At 70.8% G+C, this 24412-nt stretch carries 18 protein-coding genes; 6 read left to right on the top strand and 12 right to left on the bottom strand.

All coding sequences use genetic code 11. The annotated features are described in order from the left end of the window. Window positions 1–395: 395 nt before the first annotated feature. Window positions 396–1466 carry a TetR/AcrR family transcriptional regulator gene (locus tag ACQP2T_RS32395; protein WP_433508697.1) on the top strand — a complete coding sequence of 357 codons (1071 nt, stop codon included), beginning with the start codon at window positions 396–398 and terminating at the stop codon, window positions 1464–1466. 10 nt (window positions 1467–1476) lie between these two features. On the opposite strand, the gene ACQP2T_RS32390 is transcribed toward ACQP2T_RS32395, so the two are convergent. Next, complete coding sequence (locus ACQP2T_RS32390; protein WP_433508696.1) at window positions 1477–2745, bottom strand: amidohydrolase family protein; 1269 nt, start codon at window positions 2743–2745, stop codon at window positions 1477–1479. A gap of 184 nt (window positions 2746–2929) precedes the next feature. On the opposite strand from ACQP2T_RS32390, the gene ACQP2T_RS32385 reads away from it, so the two are divergent. From ACQP2T_RS32385 to ACQP2T_RS32370, 4 genes are all read left to right on the top strand, one after another. Further along, on the top strand, window positions 2930–3124 hold the full coding sequence (locus tag ACQP2T_RS32385) for a DUF5999 family protein (RefSeq protein ID WP_433519858.1): 195 nt from the start codon (window positions 2930–2932) through the stop codon (window positions 3122–3124). 798 nt (window positions 3125–3922) lie between these two features. After that, on the top strand, window positions 3923–5746 hold the full coding sequence (locus ACQP2T_RS32380) for a reverse transcriptase domain-containing protein (protein ID WP_433508695.1): 1824 nt from the start codon (window positions 3923–3925) through the stop codon (window positions 5744–5746). A gap of 155 nt (window positions 5747–5901) precedes the next feature. Next, a complete protein-coding gene (locus tag ACQP2T_RS32375; protein WP_433508694.1) occupies window positions 5902–6090 on the top strand; it encodes an ATP-binding protein in 189 nt (62 codons plus the stop codon). A gap of 94 nt (window positions 6091–6184) precedes the next feature. Continuing rightward, window positions 6185–9481: a BTAD domain-containing putative transcriptional regulator gene (locus ACQP2T_RS32370; RefSeq protein WP_433508693.1), complete on the top strand. Its 3297-nt coding sequence runs from the start codon at window positions 6185–6187 to the stop codon at window positions 9479–9481. A gap of 123 nt (window positions 9482–9604) precedes the next feature. On the opposite strand, the gene ACQP2T_RS32365 is transcribed toward ACQP2T_RS32370, so the two are convergent. The 5 genes from ACQP2T_RS32365 to ACQP2T_RS32345 all read right to left on the bottom strand — a co-directional run bounded on the left by ACQP2T_RS32365 (window position 9605) and on the right by ACQP2T_RS32345 (window position 15106). Then, window positions 9605–10414, bottom strand: a complete 810-nt coding sequence (locus ACQP2T_RS32365) for an ABC transporter permease (RefSeq protein ID WP_433508692.1) — start codon at window positions 10412–10414, stop codon at window positions 9605–9607. Continuing rightward, the gene (locus tag ACQP2T_RS32360; RefSeq protein WP_433508691.1) at window positions 10411–11358 is read right to left on the bottom strand and encodes an ATP-binding cassette domain-containing protein; all 948 of its coding nucleotides are present in this window, start codon (window positions 11356–11358) and stop codon (window positions 10411–10413) included. The genes ACQP2T_RS32365 and ACQP2T_RS32360 overlap by 4 nt, the downstream gene beginning before the upstream one ends. A gap of 125 nt (window positions 11359–11483) precedes the next feature. Further along, window positions 11484–12698 (bottom strand): hypothetical protein, encoded by a 1215-nt coding sequence (locus ACQP2T_RS32355; RefSeq protein WP_433508690.1) that lies wholly within the window; start codon window positions 12696–12698, stop codon window positions 11484–11486. 37 nt (window positions 12699–12735) lie between these two features. Continuing rightward, on the bottom strand, window positions 12736–13806 hold the full coding sequence (gene pstS, locus ACQP2T_RS32350; RefSeq protein ID WP_433508689.1) for a phosphate ABC transporter substrate-binding protein PstS: 1071 nt from the start codon (window positions 13804–13806) through the stop codon (window positions 12736–12738). Between the two features lie 100 nt (window positions 13807–13906). Beyond that, window positions 13907–15106: a cytochrome P450 gene (locus tag ACQP2T_RS32345; protein ID WP_433508688.1), complete on the bottom strand. Its 1200-nt coding sequence runs from the start codon at window positions 15104–15106 to the stop codon at window positions 13907–13909. Between the two features lie 165 nt (window positions 15107–15271). Between ACQP2T_RS32345 and ACQP2T_RS32340 the strand changes: the two genes are divergently transcribed. Beyond that, the gene (locus ACQP2T_RS32340) at window positions 15272–16216 is read left to right on the top strand and encodes an ATP-binding cassette domain-containing protein (RefSeq protein WP_433508687.1); all 945 of its coding nucleotides are present in this window, start codon (window positions 15272–15274) and stop codon (window positions 16214–16216) included. 34 nt (window positions 16217–16250) lie between these two features. On the opposite strand, the gene ACQP2T_RS32335 is transcribed toward ACQP2T_RS32340, so the two are convergent. The 6 genes from ACQP2T_RS32335 to ACQP2T_RS32310 form a co-directional block, all read right to left on the bottom strand. Then, on the bottom strand, window positions 16251–19400 hold the full coding sequence (locus ACQP2T_RS32335) for a BTAD domain-containing putative transcriptional regulator (RefSeq protein ID WP_433508686.1): 3150 nt from the start codon (window positions 19398–19400) through the stop codon (window positions 16251–16253). Window positions 19401–19536: 136 nt separating this feature from the next. Further along, the gene (locus ACQP2T_RS32330; RefSeq protein WP_433508685.1) at window positions 19537–20736 is read right to left on the bottom strand and encodes a sensor histidine kinase; all 1200 of its coding nucleotides are present in this window, start codon (window positions 20734–20736) and stop codon (window positions 19537–19539) included. Between the two features lie 63 nt (window positions 20737–20799). Next, window positions 20800–21678 carry a sigma-70 family RNA polymerase sigma factor gene (locus tag ACQP2T_RS32325; RefSeq protein WP_433508684.1) on the bottom strand — a complete coding sequence of 293 codons (879 nt, stop codon included), beginning with the start codon at window positions 21676–21678 and terminating at the stop codon, window positions 20800–20802. A 75-nt stretch (window positions 21679–21753) separates the two neighbouring features. Further along, window positions 21754–22353, bottom strand: a complete 600-nt coding sequence (locus ACQP2T_RS32320; RefSeq protein ID WP_433508683.1) for a hypothetical protein — start codon at window positions 22351–22353, stop codon at window positions 21754–21756. After that, window positions 22350–23741, bottom strand: coding sequence for a selenium-binding protein SBP56-related protein (locus ACQP2T_RS32315; RefSeq protein WP_433508682.1), 1392 nt, complete (start codon window positions 23739–23741; stop codon window positions 22350–22352). The genes ACQP2T_RS32320 and ACQP2T_RS32315 overlap by 4 nt, the downstream gene beginning before the upstream one ends. Window positions 23742–23825: 84 nt before the next feature. After that, window positions 23826–24401 (bottom strand): TetR/AcrR family transcriptional regulator, encoded by a 576-nt coding sequence (locus tag ACQP2T_RS32310; protein ID WP_433508681.1) that lies wholly within the window; start codon window positions 24399–24401, stop codon window positions 23826–23828. Between the last annotated feature and the right edge of the window lie 11 nt (window positions 24402–24412).

Genomic DNA, 24412 nt, shown 5'->3' with positions numbered 1-24412 from the left:
CGCACGCGCTCGCAGAGCGAAGGCCGCCGTCACCGGCTGGGAGAGCATCCGCGGAGCGGCGGTAGAAACACAGCTCAGCGAGATGAACCATTTGGTTCACCATAATGGGGAGCTTCCCGGAACGGAAGAGGCAAAATGCGAAAAAGGGCTGTAATCCGACATCTGGTTGGCTGGGTCCGTGTCGGATGCGTCGATATCGAGATGCGGCGGGACTGCTTCCCTGTGCGGCAGGGGCCGCCGCTTCTGGTAACGTGACGTTTATTGACATTTTTTGACAGAGTAGAGATCCGGACGCGACGGCCGGGCCGTACTGCCCACCTCCGGCTTTGTCGGGGCTGCGGTGGCGACTGCGGGCACCGGCGGCGTACCCTGACGTTTATTGACGTTCCTTGACGATGAGTTTGGATGTGCGCCCGGTGGTCGGTATAGCGCTCCCTGGCCGTGAGCAGTTGCCTCCCGGCCCGGTACGAGACCTGGTCGAGGCTCTGCACGGCCTCTACCAAGGTGCTGGAATGCCCGGAGTGCGGCGGATCGCCGGCGCGGTCGCCGACGGCGGCTTTTCCGACACGGTCAGCCATGAGAAGGTCGCCGCGCTGCTACGCGGCAGCGGGTTGGCGCGATGGTCGAAGCTGGAGCCGGTCGTGCGTGTGCTCGCGGCGTGGAACAACCCCCCGCTCGACCCCGACCAGCAGACGGCCCTCTTCCAGGCGCTCTGGCGGGCCGCCGCCGCCCAGGGGCGGCAGGCCGCCACGCAGGAGGCGGCGGCGGGTGAATCGGCTCGCCAACCCGCACTCGGCGGCGCGGGCCAGGCCGGCACACGCGCACCGGAGGCGGTAGCCGGCGGTGGTGAGCAGGCGGCCGGTGATGCTCCCTCGGACACCAACGACCGGCGCAAGACGAAGCTGTTGAACGCGATCGTCAACTACATGCTGGAGCAAGGGTCCGCGGCGGCGACCTTGCGGGATCTGTCACGGGCCGCGGGGTCGAACAACCGCATGCTGCTGTACTACTTCGGCTCCAAGGAGGACCTCGTCCGGGAGGCCCTGGACGTGGCGCTGCTGCGGTATCCGCTGTTGAAGGATGCCGATCGCCATATCGCGCGCCTGGACATCCCGCTGAAGGCGCGGCTGGATGAGACCTGGCGCGCCCTGTGCCGCGAGGAGAATCTGCCCTACCTGCGGCTGCTCTTCGAGTCCGTGGGGCTGGCCGTGCACCAGCCGGAACGCATCCCGGGGTTGCTGCGGCACTTCGGCCACGACTGGGTGGACGTCGCGACCGACGCCCTGGTCAAGGACGGCCTGCCGGACGGCCCGGCGCGACGGCTGGCCAAAGAGATCGTGGCCCTGTGGCGTGGGCTGCAACTGGATCTGCTCACCACCGGGGACATGGAAGAGGTGACCGCCGTGCACGACATCGCGGCGGAGGCGATCGCCGGCCGGGCCGAGACCTTGCGCGAGCGTCCATGAGCAGGCCGGCTCATTTCCCGATCAGCGCGCCGGAGGAGACGCGTTGAACTCCGTCGACGATGACATCACGGACGTCGGACGGCCGCGCGGAGTAGGTCAAGGCGGACCAGACATCCCGGCAGCCCGCGAAGTGCGGCCGTGACAGGTCGACCACCTGCAGGGTGGCGCGCCTGCCGACCTCGAGCGTGCCGATCTCCCCGGCCAGGCCCAGGGCCCGGGCGCCGTTGACGGTGGCCATGGCGATGGCCTGCTCGGCCGTGATCAAAGCGGGGTCGCCGGAGACTCCCTTGTGGAGGGTGGCGGCGAGTTTGGCCGCCGACCACAGGTCCAGCCCGTTGCTGCTCACCGCGCCGTCGGTGCCCAGCGCCACGGTGACGCCGGCCTTGAGGAGCTTGCCCACGGGAGCGACCCCGCAGGCGAGTTTGAGATTCGACCACGGGCAGTGCGCGACCGACGTGCGCGTGGCCGCCAGCGTCTCGATGTCGTCGTCATCGACTTCGACGGCATGCGCGATCACGGTCTTGGGCCCGAGAAGGCCCGTTTGCGCCAGAACCTGGATGGGGGTGGCGCCGTGCAGCCGGCGGACCTGCGCCACCTCCCGCTTGCTCTCGCCGGCGTGGACGTGGATCCGGCAGGCATGGCGTTGGGCCAGCCCGGCCACCTCTTCCAGCTGTTTCCTGGTCAGGGCGTACGTGCTGTGCGGCATCAGCGCCGGCGCCGCAGGGTCTCCGACCGGGAAGCGGGCCAGCTGTTCCTCCGCGTCCCGGAGTGTCTCGGTGAAGGAGCGCGGATCCGGATGGGCGAAGGTGGCGAAGGTGGGTCCGCTGACCACCTGAAGCCCGTAATCCGCCGCCGCGGCGACCGTCGCATCGCTGAACCAGTACATGTCCAGGGCCGCGGTCGTCCCCGCCAGGATGGACTCGGCCGCCGCTGACGCGGCGCCCTGGCCGACGGTGTCCGGCGTCAGGACGTTCGCCTCTTCGGTGGTGAGCCGGGAAACGAACTCCTCCAGCGCCACATCATCGGCCATCCCGCGAAACAGCGTCATCGCCAGATGGGTGTGCGCGTTGATCATCCCGGGAAGCACCGCGCAGCCGGTCGCATCGATCTCGTGGGCGGTCCGGTAGTGAAGGCGCCCACGGTCATCCTCGATGGCGGTGATCCGCCCATCCTTGATCCCCAGGAGACCGTCGGGAAAGGTGGCGCGGGCGGCGTTCATGGTCAGGACGTGTCCATGCCTGATGACCAGGTCAAACTCAGGTCTGTGTTCGTTCAACATAGCTTCCTGCTTGAGGCTGAGGGTTCCGCTCATGAGAACCTCGGACTAGTTTGAACCAAATGGTTCATCGTGGCAAATGGCCCAGCCGATCTCCGCCCGCCGGAGGCAGCCTCGGCCGATGACCTTCACCCAGCAGATGCGGGGCCGCCTGGTCCGCATTCACACCAGATCGAAGGAGGCAACCATGTGTCGCCATCAGCCCCGATGCCCGTCGGCATACGCGCCAGATCATGATGCGGCGCTGCTCGTGGCCTTCCACCCGGAACAGGGGTGGGGTCTGCTCTGCAACGGAGTCATCGTCTTCGACGACAACGGTGAGCTTCTGCCCGACGGGCGCAGCATTCCCGCCCATGCGAGCTGCTACGGACGCGCGGCATGAGGCGGGCCCAGCGGATCGCGACCGCCCCGGGAGTCACCCACCTCCACGCTTGGGACGTACTCAAGACCATTGTTCACCACGTGGGCGCACTGGCCACCCGGCCACAGCACGAGCCGGGCACCCAGATCGCCAGCTGGGCCTTGCCGCCCGTCCCGGCCTCGGTGCCCAGAGCGCGGCACCTCACCCGCCGCCGGCTGAAGGCCTGGAAACTCGCAGAATCAACGGACGTAGCCGAACTCCTTGTCAGCGAATTGGTCTCCAACGCGCGTGCGCCACGAGGCGCTCTGTTGTATCCCCGGTTGAGCCGGGAGGAACTGAAGGGAGGTTCCTGGGCCTGATGGCTTACCCGGATCTGAAAGGTGAAGGGGACCGTAGCATGCCAGGAAATCAACGGTCGTGTTCAGGCATGGAAGCGATGCGTTGAGGGGCCCGTGCGATATGGCGAAACCTGGATTGGCTGAACCCCAATCTCCAGTCGATGAAAGGAAGGCATCCGCCGGAAATCCATGCCTGGCACCGGCGCCGCTCCCTGTGTCGGATTGAGTGCATTATGACACAACCTTCAGGAGTGAGGACGATCCCCAGCGAGGGGATTCAAGGAGATGAGTGGGGCGCCTAAGTCGCGCTAGAACGTATGACAGAGACGAACGTGGGATCGCCTAAGGAACGCGAGTTCTAAGGCGACGGAGGCCCCGTAGTAGTCGCAGGAGTCACGACCTGCCAAGGCGGGCGGGAAAGCCGTCCACAGGGCGAAGGGGGCCAGGTGATCGGATATTCAAGAACTGGGAGGTATGCGCAATGCAGAGCGCCGAAACAGTGCTGAATGTCCTGCGTGAACGCGGCAGGCGTGGCCTGCCATGTGAGGAACTGTATCGGCAACTGTTCAACCCGCACCTGTATCTCATGGCCTACGGGCGTATCTACTCCAACCACGGAGCGATGACACCCGGAGCCTGCGGGGAAACCGCTGACGGCATGTCGGAGGCAAAGATCGAGCGCGTCATCGACGCGCTGCGCCACGAGCGCTACCGGTTCCAGCCCGTCCGGCGGACCTACATCCCGAAACAGAACGGGACCAGAAGACCGCTCGGCCTGCCGTCCTGGTCGGACAAACTCGTCGGCGAAGTGATCCGCCTCCTGATCGAGGCCTACCACGAACCGCGATTCTCCGGCCGCTCACACGGTTTCCGTCCCCAAAAAGGCTGCCACACCGCACTATCCGAGGTGGCACACAACTGGACGGGGACAACCTGGTTCATCGAAGGAGACATCTCCGACTGCTTCGGGACACTCGACCATCAGGTCATGCTCTCGATCCTGGCGGAGAACATCCACGACAACCGGTTCCTGCGCCTCATCAAACAGATGCTCCAGGCCGGATACCTCGAAGACTGGATCTGGCACGCCACCCTATCGGGAACCCCGCAAGGCGGCGTCGCCTCACCAATCTTATCCAACATTTATCTGGATCGGCTGGACACATTCGTCGAAACAATACTCATCCCGGAATACACCCGAGGACAGACAAGGAAAAGCAATCCCGCCTACCACAAGGTGGAGAACGCGATCAACTACATCCGGAGGAAACAGTCCCGCAGAAAGGAGAAAACCGAAACCCCGGAAATGCGAGAGCTACGCAAGCAACTACGCCGCCTCCCAGTCGGAGATCCCAGCGATCCCGGCTACCGGCGCCTGCGCTACGTCCGCTACGCAGATGATCACCTACTCGGGTTCATCGGACCGAAAGCCGAAGCCGAGGAGATCAAGCAACGCCTCGCGACGTTCCTACGTGACGACCTCAAACTGGAACCCAACGAGGACAAAACACTGATCACCCACGCCCGCACAGGCGCGGCCCGATTCCTCGGCTACGACATCACCGTCCAGCACGCCAACAACAAGATCTCCCGAGGCGAGCGGCTCACCAAAGGCATGCGCGCCACCAACGGGAAGATCCGCCTGAAGGTACCGCCACCGGTGATCAAGGCCAAATGCGCCCCGTATCTCAAGCACGGCAAACCCGAGCACCAGCCCCACCTGACGAACCTGACCGACTACGACATCATCAGCAGGTTCGGGGCCGAATACCGGGGCATCGTCCAGTACTACCTGCTGGCCGGCGACGTCTGGAAACTGGACAGGCTCCGCTGGACCATGCTGACCGCGATGCTCAAGACACTGGCGGCCAAGCACCGCTCAACGGTGACCACGATGGCAAAGCGAACCAAGACCACCATCATCACACCGCACGGGCGACGCAGATGCTTCGAAGCCCGTGTCGAACGAGCAGGCAGGAAACCACTGGTCGCACGGTTCGGTGGCATTCCCCTCAAACGGCAGCGGAAGGCCGTCCTGGACGACCATCCATCGGCCCCGCTCACCCGCAAACGAGGCAAGCAACTGATCGAACGCCTCCAAGCCGGGCGATGCGAGCTCTGCAACAGACCGGCCACGGTGCAAACACACCACATCCGCGCACTCGCAGATCTCGCCAAAGCGGGACAACCACCGCCCCCGTGGGCGGAACTCATGACCAGAATGCGACGCAAAACCCTGATCGTCTGCGCCGCCTGCCACGAGACCATCCACGCCGGGCAACCCACCGCGACAAACACGCAGTAGTCACTGGAGAGCCCGCTGCATCGAAAGGTGCACGGCGGGTTCGGGCCGGGGGCCACTGGAAAAGGACCTGCACCAGCAGACACCTCGCCAGTGGCCTACCGGTACTCCACCACGCACCCGGACCGATCAGACTCACCCTCTGGCTCACCGACGGCATGCTGCGGTGCGAGGTCGAGGACACCGGCACTGACCTGCCCGCCGAGCGCCGACGCGGCGCATCTGACGAGCACGGGCACGGGCTGCGCCTGCTCAAGGCGCTCGCCTGCTGCTGGGGCAGTGCCCGCACGCCGGCCGGCAAAGTCGTCTGGTTCGAGACACCCGCGGCCGCGCCCGTCGAAGGCTGAGCAGAGCGCCGGCGTGCCTCGCTTCGCTGGGCGGTGGCCGAGGGGTGGGAGCCGTGGCGGCGAGGTGACGGCGCCGAGGTGGCAGCATGGTCGTGTGCGTGTGGCAATCCTGGGGCCGCTGGAAGTCGAGTCCGCCGCCATCAGCGGCGCCCGGCTGCGGCTGCTGCTGGTACGGCTGGCGCTGTCGGCCGGGCGCATCGTCACCATCGAGGAGCTGGCCGAGGCGTTGTGGCCGGACGAGCAGCCCGCCGACCAGGCCAACGCGCTGCAGTCGCTGGTCTCCCGGCTGCGGCGGGCCCTGCCTGATGCCTCCGCGCTGGCTCTGGTGCCCGGCGGCTACCGGCTCGACGCCGTCACCGACGTTGGAGAGTTCGACCGGCTGACGGCCCGGGCGCGCGGCGAGAGCGACCCGGCGGCCAGGGCCGGGCTGCTGCGCCAGGCGCTGGCCCTGTGGCGGGGCCCGGCGCTGGGCGAGGTGGCGACGGCGCCGTTCGCGACCGGATACGCGCTACGCCTGGAGGAGGCCCGGCTGACGGCCGTCGAGGACCGCGCGGAGGCCGACCTGACACGCTTCACCCGGCATGGCGCGGGGCCCACCCAGGGCAGCGCCACCCGGCATCGCACCGACCAGGCCGAAACCCCTCAAGGCACGGCGCAAGGCGAGGGAGCGGACAGCGAGCTGGGCGGGCTGCTGGCAGAGCTCGGGGAACTGGCGGCGCGTCATCCCCTGCGCGAGCGGCTGCACGCCACCCACCTCAAGGCGCTGCACGCCGCCGGGCGCCGGGCCGAGGCGCTGGCCGCCTACGAGGACGTCCGGCGCACCCTGGCCGCGGAGCTGGGCGCCGATCCGGGGCCGCAGCTGCGCGAGATCCACCTGAGGCTGTTACGGGCCGAGCCGCTGCGCCGCCCCCGCACCAACCTGCGTACCCCGCTGACCAGCTTCGTCGGCCGTGCCGCCGAGATCGCCCAGGTGAGCGCCCGGCTGGGACACAGCCGCCTGGTCACGCTCGTCGGGCCGGGCGGCGCGGGCAAGACCCGGCTGGCCACCACCATCGCCGCCGCCCTGCTGAACCAGGCCGAGCACCGAGGCCGCCCCGCGAACGGCTCCCCATGCGAGGACCGGCGTGCGGGCCCGGGCGCCGAGGCGGCCTACGACAACCGGCCTGCCAGTCCCGACGGCGACCGGCCGCCGACGCCGGGAGCCGAGCCGGCGTATCCGGGGCCGGGCGCGGTGTGGCTGGTGGAGCTGGCGCCGGTGAGCGATCCGGCCGACGTGGCGCAGGCGGCACTGGCCGCGCTGGGCCGTTCGATCGTGCCGGCCGGGCCCACCGCGCCGACCGACACCATCGGCCACCTGGTCGAGGCCCTGTCGGCCGGTCACGTGCTGCTGGTGCTCGACAACTGCGAGCACCTCGTCGAGGCCGTCGCCCGCCTGGCTGAGGAGCTGCTCGGCCGCTGCCCGCGGCTGCGGGTGCTGGCCACCAGCCGCGAGCCCCTGGGCATCGTGGGCGAGGTCGTCAGCCCGGTCCCGCCGCTGCCGGCCGAGCCGGCCGTGCGGTTGTTCGGCGACCGGGTGGCGGCGGCCTGTCCGGGGCTGGTGCTGGATCAGGGCCTGGTGCGGGAGGTGTGCCGCCGGCTCGACGGGTTGCCGCTGGCCATCGAGCTGGCCGCGGCCCGGCTGCGCGCGCTGAGCCTGCACGAGCTGGCCGTACGCCTGGACGACAGGTTCGTGCTGCTGACCGGAGGCAGCCGTACGGCGCTGCCCCGCCACCAGACGCTGCGCGCGGTGGTGGCGTGGAGCTGGGACCTGCTGGAGGAGCCGGAGAGGCGGCTGGCCGAGCGGCTGGCGGTGTTCGCGGGCGGGTTCGACCTGGCCGCGGCCGAACACCTGGGCGGCACGCTCGACCTGGTGGCGGCCCTGCTGGACAAGTCGCTGCTGCAGGCGGCCGACGGCGGCCGTTACCGCATGCTGGAGACGATCAGGGAGTACGGGCTGGAACGCCTGGCCGGCAGCGGCGAGATCGGCCCGGCCCGCGTCCGCCACGCCGCCTACTTCCTGCGGCTGGCCGAGCTCGCCGAGCCGCATCTGCGCGGGCGCGAGCAGCTGACCTGGATCGCGCGGCTGCTGGCCGAGCATGACAACCTGCTGGCCGCGCTGCGCTTCGCCGTCGACCGGGGCGATGCCGACACGGCGGTACGACTGGCGGCGGCGATGGGGATCTTCTGGACCTTCCGCGGCAACCGGCAGGATTCGGTGGGCTGGATGAAGCTGGCGCTGGACGTGCCCGGGGACGCGCCGCGGCAGGCCAGGCTGATCGCCTCGGCCACCTTTCTCATCAATGGCGCGCTGGCCGGCGGCGATGCCACGGTGGGGGCGGCGGTGGAGGAGCTGCGCCGCATCGCCGAGCTGTCGCAGCAGGAGCTGTCGCATCCGGTGCTGGCGATGCTCGGGCCGGCGCTGGCGCTGTTCACCGATGACAAGGAGCTGGGGCCGGCCGAGGTCGAGCGGCGCCTGTCCCATCCCGACCAGTGGGCGCGCGGGATGCTCCTGACGGTCAGGGCCGCCATGAAGGAGAACGACGGCGACATGCGCGGCTCGCGTCAGGACCTGATCGCCGCCGCCGCGCAGCTGCGGGCGGTGGGTGAGCGGTGGGGGCTGTCGATGGCGCTGATGTCGCTGGGCGAGGCGCACGCGATGTTCGGCGACTTCGACGACGCGCTCGCCTCGATCCTGGAGGCCACGGCGTTGGTGCGGCAGCTCAACCCCGACCTCGACCCCGGGCATCAGGTGTGGCAGGCCACCATCCGCATGCGCAAAGGAGAGGTGGAGCAGGCGCGTGCCGAACTGCGCGAGATGACCGAGCAGCCCCATCGTGACCAGTCGCCGCGCAACGCCGCCTTCGCCCACTCCGCGCTGGGTGACCTGGCGCGGCTGGAGGGCGATCTCGAGACGGCCGCGCGTGAGTATGAGCGGTCGGCCGCCACACTGGAGTACGCCTCGGCGATCGCGCCGCAGTTCCGGGCGCTGGTGATGATCGGCCGGGCGCATCTGGCGCTGGCGGTGGGCGACCCGGCGGCGGCCGGGCGCTACATCGGCCAGGCCGCCGAGCTGAGCGTCTCGGCCAGGGACATGCCGGTGCTGGCCCGGGTGGCGGTGGTGGTGGCGGAGTCGAGGGCGTTCGGCGGCCGGCCGGTCGCGGCCGCCCGGACGCTGGGCGCGGCCGAGCAGTTGCGCGGCGCGCCCGACGCGTTCAACCCTGAGGTGGCCCGCCTGTCCGCGCGGCTGCGCGCCGAGCTCGGCGACGGCTACGACGCCGCTTATGCGGCGGGCCGGGACCTGGACCGGGCCGCCGCGCTCAGCCTGGTGCACGCCCCGGCCGCGCCATCGTAGCGGCCGGGGCATCGAAGCAGCCCGCCCGGCGCGGCCGGCAGCGGCCGGGGACGACCGGGGACGACCGGGCAGCGAATGGGGACGGCCGGGGACCGGTCGGGGACCGGTCGGGCAGCGGGTGGCTCAGGCGCGGCGGCGGTAGGCCGCGACGGCCAGGGGCGCGAAGATCGCCAGGAACACCAGCCCCGACACGAGCGTCCACACCACCGAGGAGGCGGCCGGGCCGCCGAGCATCAGCGCCCGGGAGGCCTCCATGGCGTGGTTGACCGGGTTCACCTCCAGCCAGGCCCGCAACCACCCGGGCAGCGTGTCCTTGGGGGTGATCATGCTGGTGCCGAACGTCAGCGGGAACAGCACCAGGAACGAGGTGCCCTGCACCCCGCCGGGCTCGCGCATCAGTACGCCCAGCAGCACGAACGCCCAGCTCAGGCAGAAGGAGAAGAAGATCGTCAGCAGGCAGGCGGCCAGCGTCGGCACCAGCCCGGTGTGGATTCTGAACCCCAGCGCGGCCCCGGCGCCCATCAGCACCACGATCGCCACCACATAGCGGATCAGGTCGCCCAGGACCGAGCCGATCAGCGGTGCCGAGCGGGCGATCGGCAGGCTGCGGAAGCGGTCGAAGACGCCCTTCTTGATGTCGGTGTTGAGGCTGACGCCGGTGGCCATCCCGCCGAACATCACCGTCTGCACCATGATCGCGGGCAGCAGGAACTGCAGGTAGTCCTCGGTCGAGCCGGACACGGCGCCGCCGAGCAGGAACACGTACACGATGAGGAAGACGATCGGCTGCAAGGTGACGTCGATGAGCTGTTCGGGGGTGCGCAGGGTCTTGACGACGCTGCGCCCGGCCAGCGCGAGGCTGTGGCGGACCAGGCCGAAAGGGCGCGCGTCCAGGCGGGCGGGGGCGGCGGTGCGTTCGGCGGTGAGGGTCATGCCGCGTCCTGCTTGTCGGCGTGGTGGCCGGTCAGGGTGAAGAAGACCTCGTCCAGGCTCGGCAGGCGCAGCGACAGCTCGGTGACCGCGATTCCGGCGGCGCCGAGGCGGGCCACGATCTCGGTGAAGGCGGCGTCGCCCTCGACGGGCACGGTGGTCACGTCGCGGCCGGGTGATTCGGCGGGGCGGCCCGCGACGGCCGAGATGATCTCGGCGCTCTCGCGCAGCCTGGTGTGGTCGGCGGGCCGCACCAGGACGGTCTGTCCGCCGACGACGTGCTTGAGCTCGGCAGGGGTGCCGTGCGCGATGACCTTGCCGTGGTCGATGACGGAGATGTCGTCGGCCAGGGCGTCGGCCTCCTCCAGGTATTGGGTGGTCAGCAGGACGGTGACGCCGTCGGTGACCAGGTGGCGGATGATGTTCCAGACGTCCTCGCGCTTGGCGGGGTCCAGGCCGGTCGTCGGCTCGTCCAGGAAGATCACGTCGGGCCGGCCGACCAGGCTGGCGGCTAGATCCAGGCGGCGGCGCATGCCGCCGGAATAGGTGGCGGCGCGGCGGTCGGCGGCCTCGGCCAGGCCGAAGTCGTTCAGCAGCTGGGCGGCCCTGGCCTTGGCGTCGGGGCCGCGCAGGTCGAGCAGCCGGCCGATGAGCACCAGGTTCTCGGTGCCGGTCAGGTCCTCATCCACTGAGGCGTACTGGCCGGTCAGGCCGATCATGCGGCGCACTCGGGCGGGGTGGCGGACGACGTCGACGCCGCTGACGCGGGCCTGGCCGGCGTCGGGGCGCAGCAGGGTGGCCAGGATCCGTACGGCGGTGGTCTTGCCGGCGCCGTTGGGGCCCAGCACGCCCAGGACGGTGCCCCGGCGGGCCGACAGGTTGATGCCGGCCAGGGCGGTGGTCGTGCCGAAGCGTTTGACCAGCCCTTCGGCTTCGAATGCGTTCATGACCGCCATCGTGGGCGGCGGCGCTGGCAGAGCTCGCACAGATCGCTGTCACGCCAGCCCGCGCCGCTGCCAGGTCGCCGCCTTGCCAGGTCGAGCACAGGTGGCCCGCGTGCCGCCCGCCGCGCTCAGCTGTAGGACGGCTCGGCGTGCCGTAGCTCGCGCAGGCCGGGCAGCGCGATGGCGCCCAGCCGGGCGCCGGTGCGCGGGTCCAGCCGCAGCACCTGCTCCCCCGCCCCGGCCAGCAGCTCGCCGTTCAGCCGGGCCAGCCCCCGCACCGGGCCCGGCAGGTCCCACGCCCCGGCGCCGGCCAGGCTCTCGCCGTCGGCCGACAGCAGCCGCGTGCCCGCCGCCAGGTGGACGTGGCCGCCTCCGGCCACCGCGTACGCCTCGCCGTCGCCCAGCCGGCCCAGCAGGCCGCCGCGCTTGATCGTCAGGTCGTCGGTGGAGGCGACCACGACGCGGCCGGTGGAGGCGTCGAAGACGTACAGCCGCCGGGCCTGGGTGTCCAGCGCCATCGCGTGGGCCAGTGGCGGGCCGAGTCCGAACGGTTCGGGCAGGTCCAGGCAGTAGGCCCAGCGCTGGTCCAGGCTGAGCACGTGGACGAAGGCGTGCACGCCGGGGCTCAGGTCGTGGCCGGCGATCAGGTCGCGGGTGTGCAGGTGTTCGTCCTGGTGGGTGTAGAGGGTGTAGAGGGTGGCCAGGTCCGCGTCGTGCACGGCCTGGCGGCCCTTGCCGCGCATCTCCTCCTCCTTCGACAGCGGCACGGGCTGCTTGGCGCGGGTCAGCAGCGGCGTCATCCGGCCGGCGGCCACGTCGTACATGCGCACGCGGTAGCGGTCGGGGTGTTCGGGCGGCAGGTGGTCCAGGACGTACATGACCTGGCCGTCGCCGGAGAAGGCCTCCGGTTCGATGTTGCCGTCGAGCCGCAGCGTCCGGTTGCCGCCGGCGCCGGTCAGGGTGATGGTGGTGCGGCCGCGCGGGCCGGGTTCGGGGCCGAGGGCGACGAGATCGCCGGAGACGGCCTTGATGCGCCGGCCCTGGGCGCCGGCCAGGTCGCTCTGCTGGAGGAGGTGGCCCGTGGTGGCGTCGTAGGTGCGCAGCCGGTCGTGGTCGATCTGGTAGAGGCGCAGCCAGCGGGGGCCGGGCACCGCGCCGGGGTAGGTGGCCGTCACCGCGCCGGTGGACAGCTCGACCAGGGACAGCCCGGCGGCGGTCTCGGCGAGCAGCCTGCCGCGCGGGGCGGGGGGCGCCGCCTTGGGGGGCGGCTGGGTGGTGGAGCAGGCCGATACGGCGGCCGCCGCGCCGAGCGCCAGGGCTTGGCGTCTGGTGATGGTGCTCACGTCTTTCCTACACCGGTGGGCGGCCGGGGGTTCCCGGTCAGGTGGTGACGCCGAGCTGGGCACGTACCTTGGCCAGGAGGTCGTGCGGGAGCGGGGCGTAGCCGTACAGGGACAGGTAGGACTGGCCGGCGTTGCCGGCGGTGTAGTCCAGGAAGGTCCGCACCAGCGGGTCTGAGTTGTGGGAGCAGACGATCTCGTAGGTGACCAGGATGATGGGGTAGGCGTCCTTGTTCTTGGTCAGGTAGTCGAACGTGACAATCAGATCGCCGTTGTGGCCGGCGATCCGGGCGCCTTCGAGGGCTTTGGTGGCGCTCTGGGGCGAGAGGGCGACGTACTGGCCGGCGGCGTTGCGTATCTTGGCCGTGCGCAGGGCGGCGTCGCTGGCGTAGGCGTACTCCACGTACCCGATGGAGCCCTCGGTGCGCCGGATGGCCTCGGTGATGCCGGCCGAGCCGGTCACGCCTTGCCCGGTGACGGCGAACTTCCTGGACGGCTCGTACGGCCAGCGGCCCGCCTCCTTGAGGTAGGCGGTGAAGTTGTAGGTCGTGCCCGAGTCGTCGGAGCGGTGGAAGAGCCGGATGCCGGTGCGCGGCAGGATCGCGCCGCGGTTGTCGGCGGCGATCTCGGCCGCGTTCCATCGGGTGATGCGGCCGCTGAAGATGCCGGTCAGGGTGGTGGGTGAGAGCTTCAGTTCCGGCGTGAACGGCAGGTTGTAGGCCAGGGCGATGGGGCCCACCACCATGGGCAGGTGTATCGCGCGGCTGCGGCAGCGTCTGTCGGCCAGCAGTTGTTCGTCGGGGCGCATCGCGACGTCGGAGCCGGCGAACGCGGTGGCGCCGGTGATGAAGTCGCGGATGCCGGCGCCCGAGCCGTTGGCGTTGTAGTCCACCCGCAGGTCGGGGTGCAGCCCTTGGAAGTCGACCCGCCAGGCGTCCATCGCGCCTTTCTGCGCGCTTGAGCCGGAGCCGGAGATCGACGCGGTGATCGGAAGAACGGGGGGCGCTTCGTCGCGGGTCAGCAGCGCGGTCCCGGTCAAGCCGACGGCTGAAGCGGCCAAGGTCAGGGCGACGAACAGCGCCGCCCTGATGATCCCGGTCAGCTTTTCCATCTCAACAAAATATGGAGTGGTCGCGGCCCGCTAGTTCACCACGCGTCAAACTCATTGCCACAAATCGGTCATTTATCCCAGATTATCGATCTACCGGCGGTCACACGTCCCAGGTGACCGGCAGGCTCTTGACCCCGTAGATGTCGGCGGTCTCCGGGCGCAGGGCGACCTCTTCGGCCGCTACCGCCAGGCGCAGCGTGGGGAAGCGGTTGAGGAGCGCGGGGAAGGCGGCCCGCATCTCGACGCGGGCCAGCTGCTGGCCCAGGCACTGGTGGATGCCGTGACCGAAGCCCAGATGCCCGCCGTCCTCCCGGCGCAGGTCGAGGGTGTGGGGATCGGCGAAGCGCTCGGGGTCGCGGTTGGCGGTGTTCATCGACAGGATGACCGCCGTACCGGCCTTGATGGTCTGGCCGCCCAGCTCGACGTCCTCCAGCGCCGTCCTGAAGAACGTCTTGGCCACGCTCAGATACCGCATCAGCTCCTCCACCGCCTTGTCGGCCAGTGTGGGGTCGGCGCGCAGCGCGGCCAGCTGCTCCGGGTTGCGCAGCAGGGCGAAGGTGCCCAGCGCCAGCATGTTTGTGGTGGTGTCGAGCCCGGCCGCCAGCAGGATCAGGGCGACACCCTTCAGCTCCTCATCGGTCAGATCGCTGTCGGTCAGGTCGCTGAGCACGTCGTCGGTGGGGTTGGCGCGCTTGGCCGCCACGAGTTCGGCGAGATAGGTCTGGACCGCGGTGTAGGCCGCCATCAGCTCCTCGTCGCTGGTCTCCCCGCCCATGAACTTGTCGACGTTGTCCTGGAAGGCGCCCCGATCCTCATACGGCACCCCCAGCAGCTCACAGATCACGATCGCGGGGATGGGCTTGGCGAAGGCGGTCACCAGGTCCGCCGACGGCCCGGCCTTCTCCATGGCGTACAGGCACTCGGCGGTGACCTGCTCCACGCGCTCGGTCAGCAGCCGCATCCGCCGCACGGTGAACTTGCCCACCAGCGGCTTCCTGTACCGGCTGTGCTGCGGCTCGTCCATGAGCAGGAACTCGCCGGGTGGCGCCGGAGGGACTTCGATGTCGCCGTAGTCGACCCACGGGTGGTGGCGCATGAGCTCCCTGCGCGAGCTGAACCGCGGGTCGGCCATGACCGACCGGACCAGGTCGAAGCCGGTGATCAGCCAGCCCTGATGCCCGTCGGCGAAGGGGATGCGGCTGATCGGGCCGTGCTCGCGGGCCTCGATCAGCTCCTTGGGCGGGTCGAAGGGGCAGCCGGGCTGACGTTCGGTCGGCATCGCGGTAATGGTGTGTTCCATGACGTCCACTCTCGCCGACCGCTCTGATACGAGACCGTCGCGGTGCTGACACGGCCGCTGACACCGCATGGCCGGAACGGCGCGGCGAACGGCGCGGCGTCGTGTCAGCGGCCACGTCAGGACGGCGACGGCCCGATATCAGAGCGGTCGGCCAGGTTGGACCCCATGAACGGTTCAGCCATTGTGGCCTCGGGGCTGCGCAAGGCATACGACGACAAGACCGTGCTCGACGGCATCGAGCTGAATGTCCCGACCGGCACGATCTTCGCCCTGCTCGGGCCCAACGGCGCCGGCAAGACCACGACGGTGAACATGCTGACCACGCTGGCGACCCCCGACGCCGGGAAGGTGGTCGTCGCCGGGTACGACGTGGCCACGCAGACCAGGGCGGTGCGCGCGGCGATCGGGGTCAGCGGGCTGTTCGCCCCGGTGGACGACCTGCTCACCGGCGAGGAGAACCTGCTGATGACGGCCGATCTCCTGCACCTGCCCAAGGCGGAGGGCGAACGCGTCGCCGGCCGGCTGCTGGAGAGGTTCGATCTGGTCGAGGCGGCGGGAAAGCTGGCGGTGTCCTACTCCGGCGGCATGCGCCGCAAGCTGGACCTGGCCATGACGCTGGTCGGCGACCCGCGGATCATCTTCCTGGACGAGCCCACCACGGGACTCGATCCGCGCGGCCGCCGCACCATGTGGGGCATCATCCGGGAACTGGCCGCCGAGGGCAGGACCATCTTCCTCACCACCCGGTATCTGGAGGAGGCCGATCAGCTCGCCGACCGTATCGCCGTACTCGATCAGGGCCGGCTGGTCGCCGAGGGCACCGCCGATGAGCTCAGGCGCCGCATCCCCGGCGGCCATGTCCGGCTGCGGTTCACCGCCCGGCACGAACTCGACGCCGCGGCGCGGGTCCTGCACGAGTCCACCAGGGATGACGAAGAGCTGACCTTGCGTGTTCCCGGCGACGGCGGGGTGCGGTCCTTGCGCGCGCTGATCGATCGGCTCGACGCCCATTGCCTGGAAGTGGAGGAATTGTCGGTGCACACACCGGACCTGGACGACGTCTTCCTCGCCCTTACCGCTCACGCGAACAAGGAGGCCGGCGCGCGATGAACGCCATGTCAGCTTGCCCGGGCTCGAGCGACGTTCACGAAGCGAGCGTGATCTCGGCCAGCTCGCGCCAGTCCCGCCGCTGCCCGGCAAGCGCCGCCTCGGCGAACGCGGTTTCGCCGAGGTGATCGCGCGCGTCCGCGGCGATCCTGGCGGCGTCCGGCTGCGAACGGTCCGGCGTGCCGCGCACGCCGTCGCTCGCCCCGAGCAGCTGTACGGCCTGCTCGGGCTCTCCCTGGCGCAGCGCGAGATCGGCGATCCCGATCAGCACCATGGCGATCGTGGGTGGATGGGTGTGCTCGACGGCCGTGGCCGCGCGCAACGCCTCGGCCCGGCACGCGCGGGCCTTTTCCAGATCCTCGGCGAGGTAGCCGTACAGGTCCATGGTCTGGGCACGGACGGAGTCGGCCAGGTCCGCCTCGCCCAGCACCGCCCGCACCGTGGCCAGATGCCGGCGCGCCTGGTCCGGCTCGCCGCGCAGGCGCGCCAGCTGCGCCTGCGCGAGCGCCAGCTCGGCGAGCGCGTCCGGCCAGACGATCCGGCCGGCGATGCGCTGCGCCTCGGCCATGGCGGAGGCGCGGGATCCCTCATCGCCGAGCAGCCAGTACAGCTGAGCCTGCCGCGCCCGCAGGCCGACCACGTCCTCGGTCGCGCCAATCTCGGTCAGCGCCACAGCCGCCCCTTCATAGTGCTCACAGGCGCGTGCGAACTCACCGCGCATGGCGAGCCGATCGGCCAGGAAGGTCAGCGCGAGCGAGATCCCCATCCGGTCACCCAGCGTACGGAACTCGGCCAGGGCCGTCTCGGCGTCGAGGTCCACGCCGGTCTCGTCGCCGCCGAGCGTGAGCCGCAGCCGGCCACGCGTGAGCCTGGCCTGCGCGCGCACCCACGGATCGTCGTGGGCGATGAGCGGCTCGAAGGCGGGCATGAGCTCGGCCGGGCCCCGCAGCATCCGCTCCAGCAGCTCGACGAACCCCAGCATCGGGTGACGAGACCCGCTGCGCCGGGCGAACCGATGCGCCTGCTCGATCCACTCCCGCGCCTGATACTGATCGCCGCTGACCCCGGCGGTCACGAAGGTCGTCACGGTGAAGTAGGCCAGCGCCCGCACCTCATCCGACACCTCACCTGGCAGCGAGGCCGCCGCGATGCTCAGCTCGGCGCCCTCGGCCCGGTGCCCGCTGAGGTACCAGTACCAGCCCGCGGCGGCGACCAGCCGCATCGCCTCCTGAGCCCATCCCTCGGCGATGGCGCCGCGCAGGGCCGTACTGATGTTGTCGTGCTCGGCCCCGAGCCTGGCCAGCCACTCCACCTGCTCGGCCCGGCGCAGGCGCGGCTCGGCCGTCTCGGCCAGGTCGGTGAAGTACGCCAGGTGCGCCCGGCGCGCCGGCTCGCTTTCCCCGGCTTCGGCCAGCCGCTGCGCCGCGTACTCCCTGATGGTGTTGAGCATCCGGTAGCGCGGCATGCCCTCGCCGTCGGCCAGCAGCAGCGACTTGTCGATCAACGCGGTCAGCACGTCGAACACCTGCTCCCCGGCCGACGTCTCCTGCCCGCAGACCTGTTCGGCCGCTTCCAGGCTCACCCCGCCGGAGAACACCGACAGCCGCCGCAGCACCTCACGTTCGGTCTCGCTCAGCAGGTCCCAGCTCCAGTCCACGACCGCGCGCAGCGTCTTGTGCCGGGCGAGCACCGTACGGCTGCCGCTGGTCAGCAGCCGGAATCGGTCGTCGAGGCGGCGGGCCAGCTGGTCGACGGACATGGTGCGCAGCCGGGCCGCGGCCAGTTCGATCGCCAGCGGCATGCCGTCCAGCGCCCGGCAGATCCGCACCATGGCCGCCACGGTGTCGGCGTCGGAGCCGATGTCCTTGCGCACCAGCTCCGCGCGGTCGCGCAGCAGCCGCACCGCGGGCGAGGATCCGGCCTCGGCGGGATCGGCTCCGCCGGCGGGCAGCGCGAGTGGCTCGACCTGCCACAGCACCTCCCCGGTGATGCCGAGCGGTTCCCTGCTGGTGGCCACGATCCGTAGCCTGCGGCACTCCCCCAGCAGCCGGTCGGCGAAAGCCGCGGCCGCCTCGATCACGTGCTCGCAGTTGTCCAGGATGAGCAGGATCGCGCGCTCGCGGACCGCGGCGATGAGCCGGTCCATCGGCTCCCCGCCCCGCGAGCCACCGAGCAGTGCCTGGTCACGCAGGCCGATCGCGGTCAGGGCGGCCTGCGCCAGGTCACCGCCTTCCCCGACGGAGGCCAGTTCGACCAGCCACGCCCCATCCGGCAGGTCGGTGAGCATCGTCCGCGCGGTCTCGGTGGCCAGCCTCGTCTTGCCGGAGCCTCCTGCCCCCGTCAAGGTGACCAGCCGGTGTTTGGCGGCCAGAGCGGCGACCGCGGACACATCATTCTTCTTGCCGACGAAACTCGTCAGCTCGGCGCGCAGGTTCGTCTTGTGGTTGTCGGCCCGCTCGCCCAGCTCGCCACGCAGCAGCGCGGTGTGCAGCGCGGAGAGCTTGGCCGACGGATCGACGCCCAGCTCCTCGGCCAGCCGCTCGCGGGTGCGTTGGTACACCGTCAGCGCCTCGCTGCCTCGCCCCGCCTCGGCCAGCGCCCGCATCAAGGCGGCCACGAACCCCTCCCGCAGCGGGTACGCGGCGACCAGCTCGGTCAGCTCCGAGACCAGCTCCGAGCCACGGCCGAGGCGGATATCGGCATCCACCCGATCGCCGAGCGCGGCGACGTGGAGCTCGTCCAGGCGCGCGACCGCGGCGTCGAAGGCGTCGCTGCCCTGCAGCGCGAGGTCGGCCATGGCCGTGCCGCGCCACAAGGCCAAGGCCGAGCGCAGCAGATCCGCCCGCGCCGCGGGCTCGGCGGCACGGGCCTGGCCGACCAGCTGCTCGAACCTGGACACGTCAACGGCGTCAGGAGCCACGGCCAGCCGGTATCCGCCGGAATCGGCCTCGATCACCCCGTCCGGCAGCACCCTGCGCAGCCTGGACACCAGCGCCTGCAAGGCGTTCACCTCGTCGGCGGGCGGCTGTTCGCCCCAGATCCAGTCCACCAGCCTCGCACGTGTGACGATCCGGCCAGGTTCGAGGGCGAGCGCGGCCAGCAGTGCGCGCAGCCGAATCCCCGGAACCTCCACCATGGCCCCATCGCGGTTTCGGACCTCGAACGGTCCCAGCAATTCGACTCTCACAGCGGCAATTGTGCCGAACTGTGAGCCCGTCTTGCGCCATATGTCCGTCCGGGCCCTCCGGCCGCACCCCTTGGACGCCGGCTGGGCTTTGCGGTCGCACCCCCTGGACGCCGTCTGGGACGGCTGGCCGCGCCCCCTAAACGCCGGGCGGGAGGGTGGCGGTGAGCTCGAAGCCGCCGCCCGGGTGGGGGCCCGCCTCGACGCTGCCGCCCGCCTGGCCCAGCCGTTCGGCCAGGCCGCGCAGCCCGCTGCCGCTGCCGCTCTCGGCCGGCTGCGGGCCGGGGCTCTCGGCGGGTCGCGGGCCGTCGGTGCCGCTCTCGGTGGGTCCGTCGGGGTTGCTGCCGCTGCCGGTGGGCCGCGGCCGGTCGGAGCCGTTGTCGCGGATCGTCAGGGTCAGGCCGGTCAGGTCGATCTCGGCCTCGGTGGCGCCGCTGTGCCTGATGATGTTGGTGACGCCCTCGCGTACCACCCAGCCCAGCAGCGCCTCGGCCTGCGCGGCCGGTGGCGGCCCGGTGCGGCGGACGCGGGCGCGCACGCCGGCGGCGGTCAGGGCGTCGCGGGCGCGGGCGAGTTCGTCGGCCAGGCCGCCCGCCCGATAGCCGGTGACCGCCTCGCGTACCTCGGTCAGGGCCTGCCGGCCGACGGCCTCGATGTCGGCGGCCTGGCGTTCGGCCTGGCCGGGGTCGCGGCGGGCCAGCCGTCGTACGGCCTCGGCCTTGACCACGATGACCGACAGGGTGTGCCCGAGCAGGTCGTGCAGGTCGCGGGAGAAGCGCAGCCGCTCCTCGGCGACGGCCGCCTCGGCCAGGCGCCGCCGGGTCTGGTTCAGCTCGCCGATGACCATGTGCAGGTGCAGGATGACGGCCACGACCACGCCCGCGCTGAAGGTCCCCCACGAGAACGCCAGGATCGACTCCAGGCTGCCGCCGCCGGCCCACACCACCAGCGCCGTGCCGAAGGGCAGCGCCGCCGTGGCGACCCGCACCGTCCGGCCGCGCAGGGTGATGCCGCACGCCACGCCGAGCAGCGGGAACAGGTAGTACCAGCCGCCGCCCAGCACGATCGACAGCCCGAAGACCACGGCCGAAAGCCCCGCCAGCGCGAGCCGGGCGGGCACCGTGCGGGGCCGGAAGGCCGTGATCACTGTCAGTGTGTACAGGGCGGACATGGCGGTCAGGCCCGCCCACGACAGCCAGGCCGGCCGCAGCGAGCCGTCGACGGTCTCCCAGATCGCGCCCGCGGCCAGCAGGACGAAGGGCAGGAACGCCCCGATGCCGGGCGCGTCGGGCGCCTGCTCCGGCGTGCCGCCGGGGCTCAGGGGCGGGGTTCGGGCCATCAGGCCAACGTTATCCGCGCCCGAGGGCCGCGACGAGCCGACCGCACCAGTGAAACACCTAGGTCAGCCCGTCGCCGACATCGGGTCGAGCCTGGCCAGCCGCTCGGCGTCGGTGATGATGACGACCTCGGCGATCAGGCCGCCGCTGACGGTGAAGGCGACCAGCGAGACCACCCGGCCCTCGACCGTGGCGACGACTCCGGCGACCCCGTTGACCAGCACCGGATGTCCCACGGAACCGGCCGGCCGGAACATGATCGCCTGCTTGGCCGCCACCGCCGCACCGCGCGTCACCAGCACGGTCCCCACGGCGCCGCGGTCGGAGCGGACCACGACATCCGGGTCGAGTACCCGCACCAGCGCCTCGAAGTCTCCATCGCGCGCGGCGGCCAGGAAGGCGTCGACGGCCCGGCGCTGACGGCCCAGATCCGGATCGGGCACCGGGGCCGTGCCCCGCACGCGGCGGCGGGCGCGGCTGGCCAGCTGCCTGGCCGCGGCCGGGGTGCGTCCCACGATCGGCGCGATCTCCTCGAACGGCACCGCGAACATGTCGTGCAGCACGAACGCCAGCCGCTCGGCCGGCTCGAGTGAGTCCAGCACCACCAGCAACGCCAATCCGACCGAGTCGGCCACCAGCGCCTCATGCTCGGGATCGACGCCCTCGGCGGGGCTGACGACGGGGTCGGGCAGGCGCTCCTCCAGGGAGTCCTCGCGCCGCCGCTCGCGCGAGCTCAACATGGTCAGGCACACCCGGGCCACGACCGTGGTCAGCCACCCGCCGAGATTGTTCACCTCGCTGGTGTCGCTGCGGCTGAGCCGGATCCACCCCTCCTGTACGGCGTCCTCGGCCTCGCTCAGCGACCCGAGCATCCGGTAGGCCACGGCCCGCAGATGGGAGCGGTGCTCCTCGAACCGGCCGGCCAGAAACTCTTTATCGTCCATCGTCACAATCCTCCGTCAAGGCAAGTCATAGCACTGACCAACCCGACGCCACCGATGTGACAACTCCCGCCGAGCTCATGCCTGGACCAGAGTGATCACCCCCGCGCCCACCAGGGCGACCGCCCACATGCGGTCCAGATTGAACCAGGCCCGCCGCAGCACCGTGAGCCCGGCCACCTCGTACACCACCACGGCGATGACGCCCGCCACCACGAACATCGCCAGCGTGTGCAGCGCGGCCACCGCCAGGCCGCCCGACAGGGCATGACCCTCATGACCGGGGGCGTGCAGCCCGGTGAAGACGGGCAGCAGCATCAGGCCCGCGCCGTGGGCCGAGGACATCAGGAACGACCAGCCGGCCAGCTGCCACAGCGACAGCCGCATCCCCACCCAGCGGAAGTGCCGCCTGGACAGCAGCCGCCACAGGCCGAAGGCGACCAGCACCACCCCGCCGCCGATCGACAGCACCCTGCCGGTGACCAGCGAGCCGGTGAGGCCGACGACGATCGCGACCACGGCGACCGAGCCCAGGTGGCCCAGCGCGATGACCGGCAGCGACTGCAGCAGCAGGTCCCTGCTGCGCTCCTGCAGGCCGCGGGCCACGGCGAAGAGCCAGCCCATGGCCGGGTTCAGGCCGTGGAAGGCGCCCAGCAGGAGCACGGTGGCGATCGTCACGGGTAGCAGTAGGAGTCGGAGGAGGCGTCGCCGCCCTGCAGGCGTACCTGGTGCGGGCGCAGGCCGCGGAAGGCCTCGCCGTGCGGGAAGAAGCCGGTGTCGAAGGTGAAGGACCCGGTGTCGATCTTGGCCATCCAGGCGCCGACGCCCTCGGGGTAGAACTGGTCGTCCCAGGCTCCGTACAGGGAGTTGGTGAGGTAGAGGCGGCGGCCGTCGCGGCTGATCTCGACCATCTGCGGGCCGCCCCGCAGCGGCAGGGACGGCTGGGCGGGGTGCGGAGCCTGCCGGACGATGCCGCCGATCCTGAGCGAGCCCAGCTCGGCGGGGTTGGCCGGGTCCGACACGTCGTACTGCTTGATCTCGCCGGTGCCCCAGCACGAGACGTACAGGCGCTGGTCGTCGACCGACAGGTCGATGTCGGTGACCAGGGGCGGCACGGCGCCGAACGGCTGCAGGACGGGCGGCAGCAGGTCGGCGCTCGCGGGCTCGGCGGGGATGGTGATCACCTTGCGGGCCTGCCAGCGGCCGTCCTCGCGGAACCAGAGCCAGACCGAGGCCGACAGGTCCGCTGCGCTGATGACGACCCCGGCGAAGCCGTAGGTGCGGGTGGGGTCGTGCGCCGGGCGCAGCTCCAGCACCATCTGGTGCTCATCGCCCAGGTCGACCTCCTGGACGTGCTTGCGCTTGCGCAGGTCCCAGAAGTGCAGCTTGTGGCCGTACTTGCGGCCGAGCAGCAGTTCCCCCACCACACCGTTCTCGATCATCGACGGGGTGCCCCACTCGGAGCTGATCAGCACGTCGTGGTTGATGTGCCACCAGAAGTCGTAGGCGAGGTACTGCGGTCCCCGCTCGACCTCCCAGCGCTCCAGCACCTCGAACGTGGTGTGGTCCAGCAGCGCGATCCCGCCGGGCCCGTCGTTGCCGTCGGCGCCGCCGAGCGCGGACAGGTAGATCCCGCCGGGGCCGCAGTGCACGGTGTGGGGCCGGGAGTAGCCGGCCCGTTTGGCCAGTTCGTCGGCCTCGATGACCTTGACCAGTTCCGGGCTGAGGCGGTCCTTGGTGTCGAAGACGTGGATGCGTGAGGAGCGTATTCCGGGCACGATGAGGTAGCGGCGTTCGACATGCGGGTGCGGGGCGTTGGGGCACAGGGCGGTGCTGCAGGCGTTCCAGCCGAAGTGGTGCAGCTCGTCGCCGGTGTTGGGCAGGTCGCTCCAGCCCACCACCTGGCCGTAGCGCGGCGAGGCGGCATCGGTGTCGACCACGGTCAGCGCGTCCGGCCTGGCCGCCGACCGGTCGAAGGCCACGACATAGGCCAGTTTCTCCGCGGGTGCGCCGATCGCGTCCCTGGGTGAAGGATAGAACGTGGGGTCCGGGGTCCAGAGGCTCATCCCTTCACGTATCCACCGATTCCCTACAAGGTCAACAGGGTATTGGGCACGTTTTCGGAATGATCGCGTAAGGCGACGGGGGCTTCAGAGTGGGCGGGCCGGGTCCCGTAGACCGTCGAGGGCGATGTCGATGAAGCGCCGCCAGTCGCCCACGGCGTTGCGGCTGATCGCCGACACCGCTCCGGCGATCATGTAGAGGTCTCCGAGCTTGGCGTCGGCGCGGAGCGTGCCGTCGGCCCGGCCGCGCTCGAGCAGTGCCTCGCCGAGGGTCAGGAGGTCTTCGCCCACCTGCCCGCGCGGCTCGGTGGAGCCCAGTGCCGCCTCGATCGCGCTGGAGATTCCGCGGCCCTCCTCGTGCACCTGCCCGATGCGGGTCAGGAAGCAGGTCAGGGCCTGCCGGGTGTCGGGGTTGGGCAGGCATTCGGTACGGGCGTAGGCCAGGATCTCGGCGAACCGCTGCTCCGTCACCGCCTCGATCAACGCCTGACGGGTCGGGAAATGCCGGTAGACGGTGCCGATGCCGACCCCGGCCGCCTTGGCCACCTCCGCCATCTGCACCTCATCCCCCCGTTCGGCGAACAGCTCGCAGGCCACCTCCAGCACGCGAGCGCGGTTGCGCTCGGCGTCGGTGCGGGGCTTGCGGGCGGTGTGCTTTGACATCCCTGGCGGTC

The sequence above is a fragment of the Nonomuraea sp. CA-143628 genome (assembly GCF_050942315.1).
Classification (GTDB): domain Bacteria; phylum Actinomycetota; class Actinomycetes; order Streptosporangiales; family Streptosporangiaceae; genus Nonomuraea.
The sequence above is the reverse complement of the archived record's forward strand: the minus strand, read 5'-3'. Positions and strand labels throughout refer to the sequence as shown.

Bases quoted from the DNA above. Each gene is read 5' to 3' on its own strand.
- ACQP2T_RS32395 (WP_433508697.1), top strand. From the start codon at position 396: ATGAGTTTGGATGTGCGCCCGGTGGTCGGTATAGCGCTCCCTGGCCGT.
- ACQP2T_RS32390 (WP_433508696.1), bottom strand. From the start codon at position 2,745: ATGTTGAACGAACACAGACCTGAGTTTGACCTGGTCATCAGGCATGGA.
- ACQP2T_RS32385 (WP_433519858.1), top strand. From the start codon at position 2,930: ATGTGTCGCCATCAGCCCCGATGCCCGTCGGCATACGCGCCAGATCAT.
- ACQP2T_RS32380 (WP_433508695.1), top strand. From the start codon at position 3,923: ATGCAGAGCGCCGAAACAGTGCTGAATGTCCTGCGTGAACGCGGCAGG.
- ACQP2T_RS32375 (WP_433508694.1), top strand. From the start codon at position 5,902: ATGCTGCGGTGCGAGGTCGAGGACACCGGCACTGACCTGCCCGCCGAG.
- ACQP2T_RS32365 (WP_433508692.1), bottom strand. From the start codon at position 10,414: ATGACCCTCACCGCCGAACGCACCGCCGCCCCCGCCCGCCTGGACGCG.
- ACQP2T_RS32360 (WP_433508691.1), bottom strand. From the start codon at position 11,358: ATGAACGCATTCGAAGCCGAAGGGCTGGTCAAACGCTTCGGCACGACC.
- pstS (WP_433508689.1), bottom strand. From the start codon at position 13,806: ATGGAAAAGCTGACCGGGATCATCAGGGCGGCGCTGTTCGTCGCCCTG.
- ACQP2T_RS32345 (WP_433508688.1), bottom strand. From the start codon at position 15,106: ATGGAACACACCATTACCGCGATGCCGACCGAACGTCAGCCCGGCTGC.
- ACQP2T_RS32340 (WP_433508687.1), top strand. From the start codon at position 15,272: ATGAACGGTTCAGCCATTGTGGCCTCGGGGCTGCGCAAGGCATACGAC.
- ACQP2T_RS32330 (WP_433508685.1), bottom strand. From the start codon at position 20,736: ATGGCCCGAACCCCGCCCCTGAGCCCCGGCGGCACGCCGGAGCAGGCG.
- ACQP2T_RS32325 (WP_433508684.1), bottom strand. From the start codon at position 21,678: ATGGACGATAAAGAGTTTCTGGCCGGCCGGTTCGAGGAGCACCGCTCC.
- ACQP2T_RS32315 (WP_433508682.1), bottom strand. From the start codon at position 23,741: ATGAGCCTCTGGACCCCGGACCCCACGTTCTATCCTTCACCCAGGGAC.
- ACQP2T_RS32310 (WP_433508681.1), bottom strand. From the start codon at position 24,401: ATGTCAAAGCACACCGCCCGCAAGCCCCGCACCGACGCCGAGCGCAAC.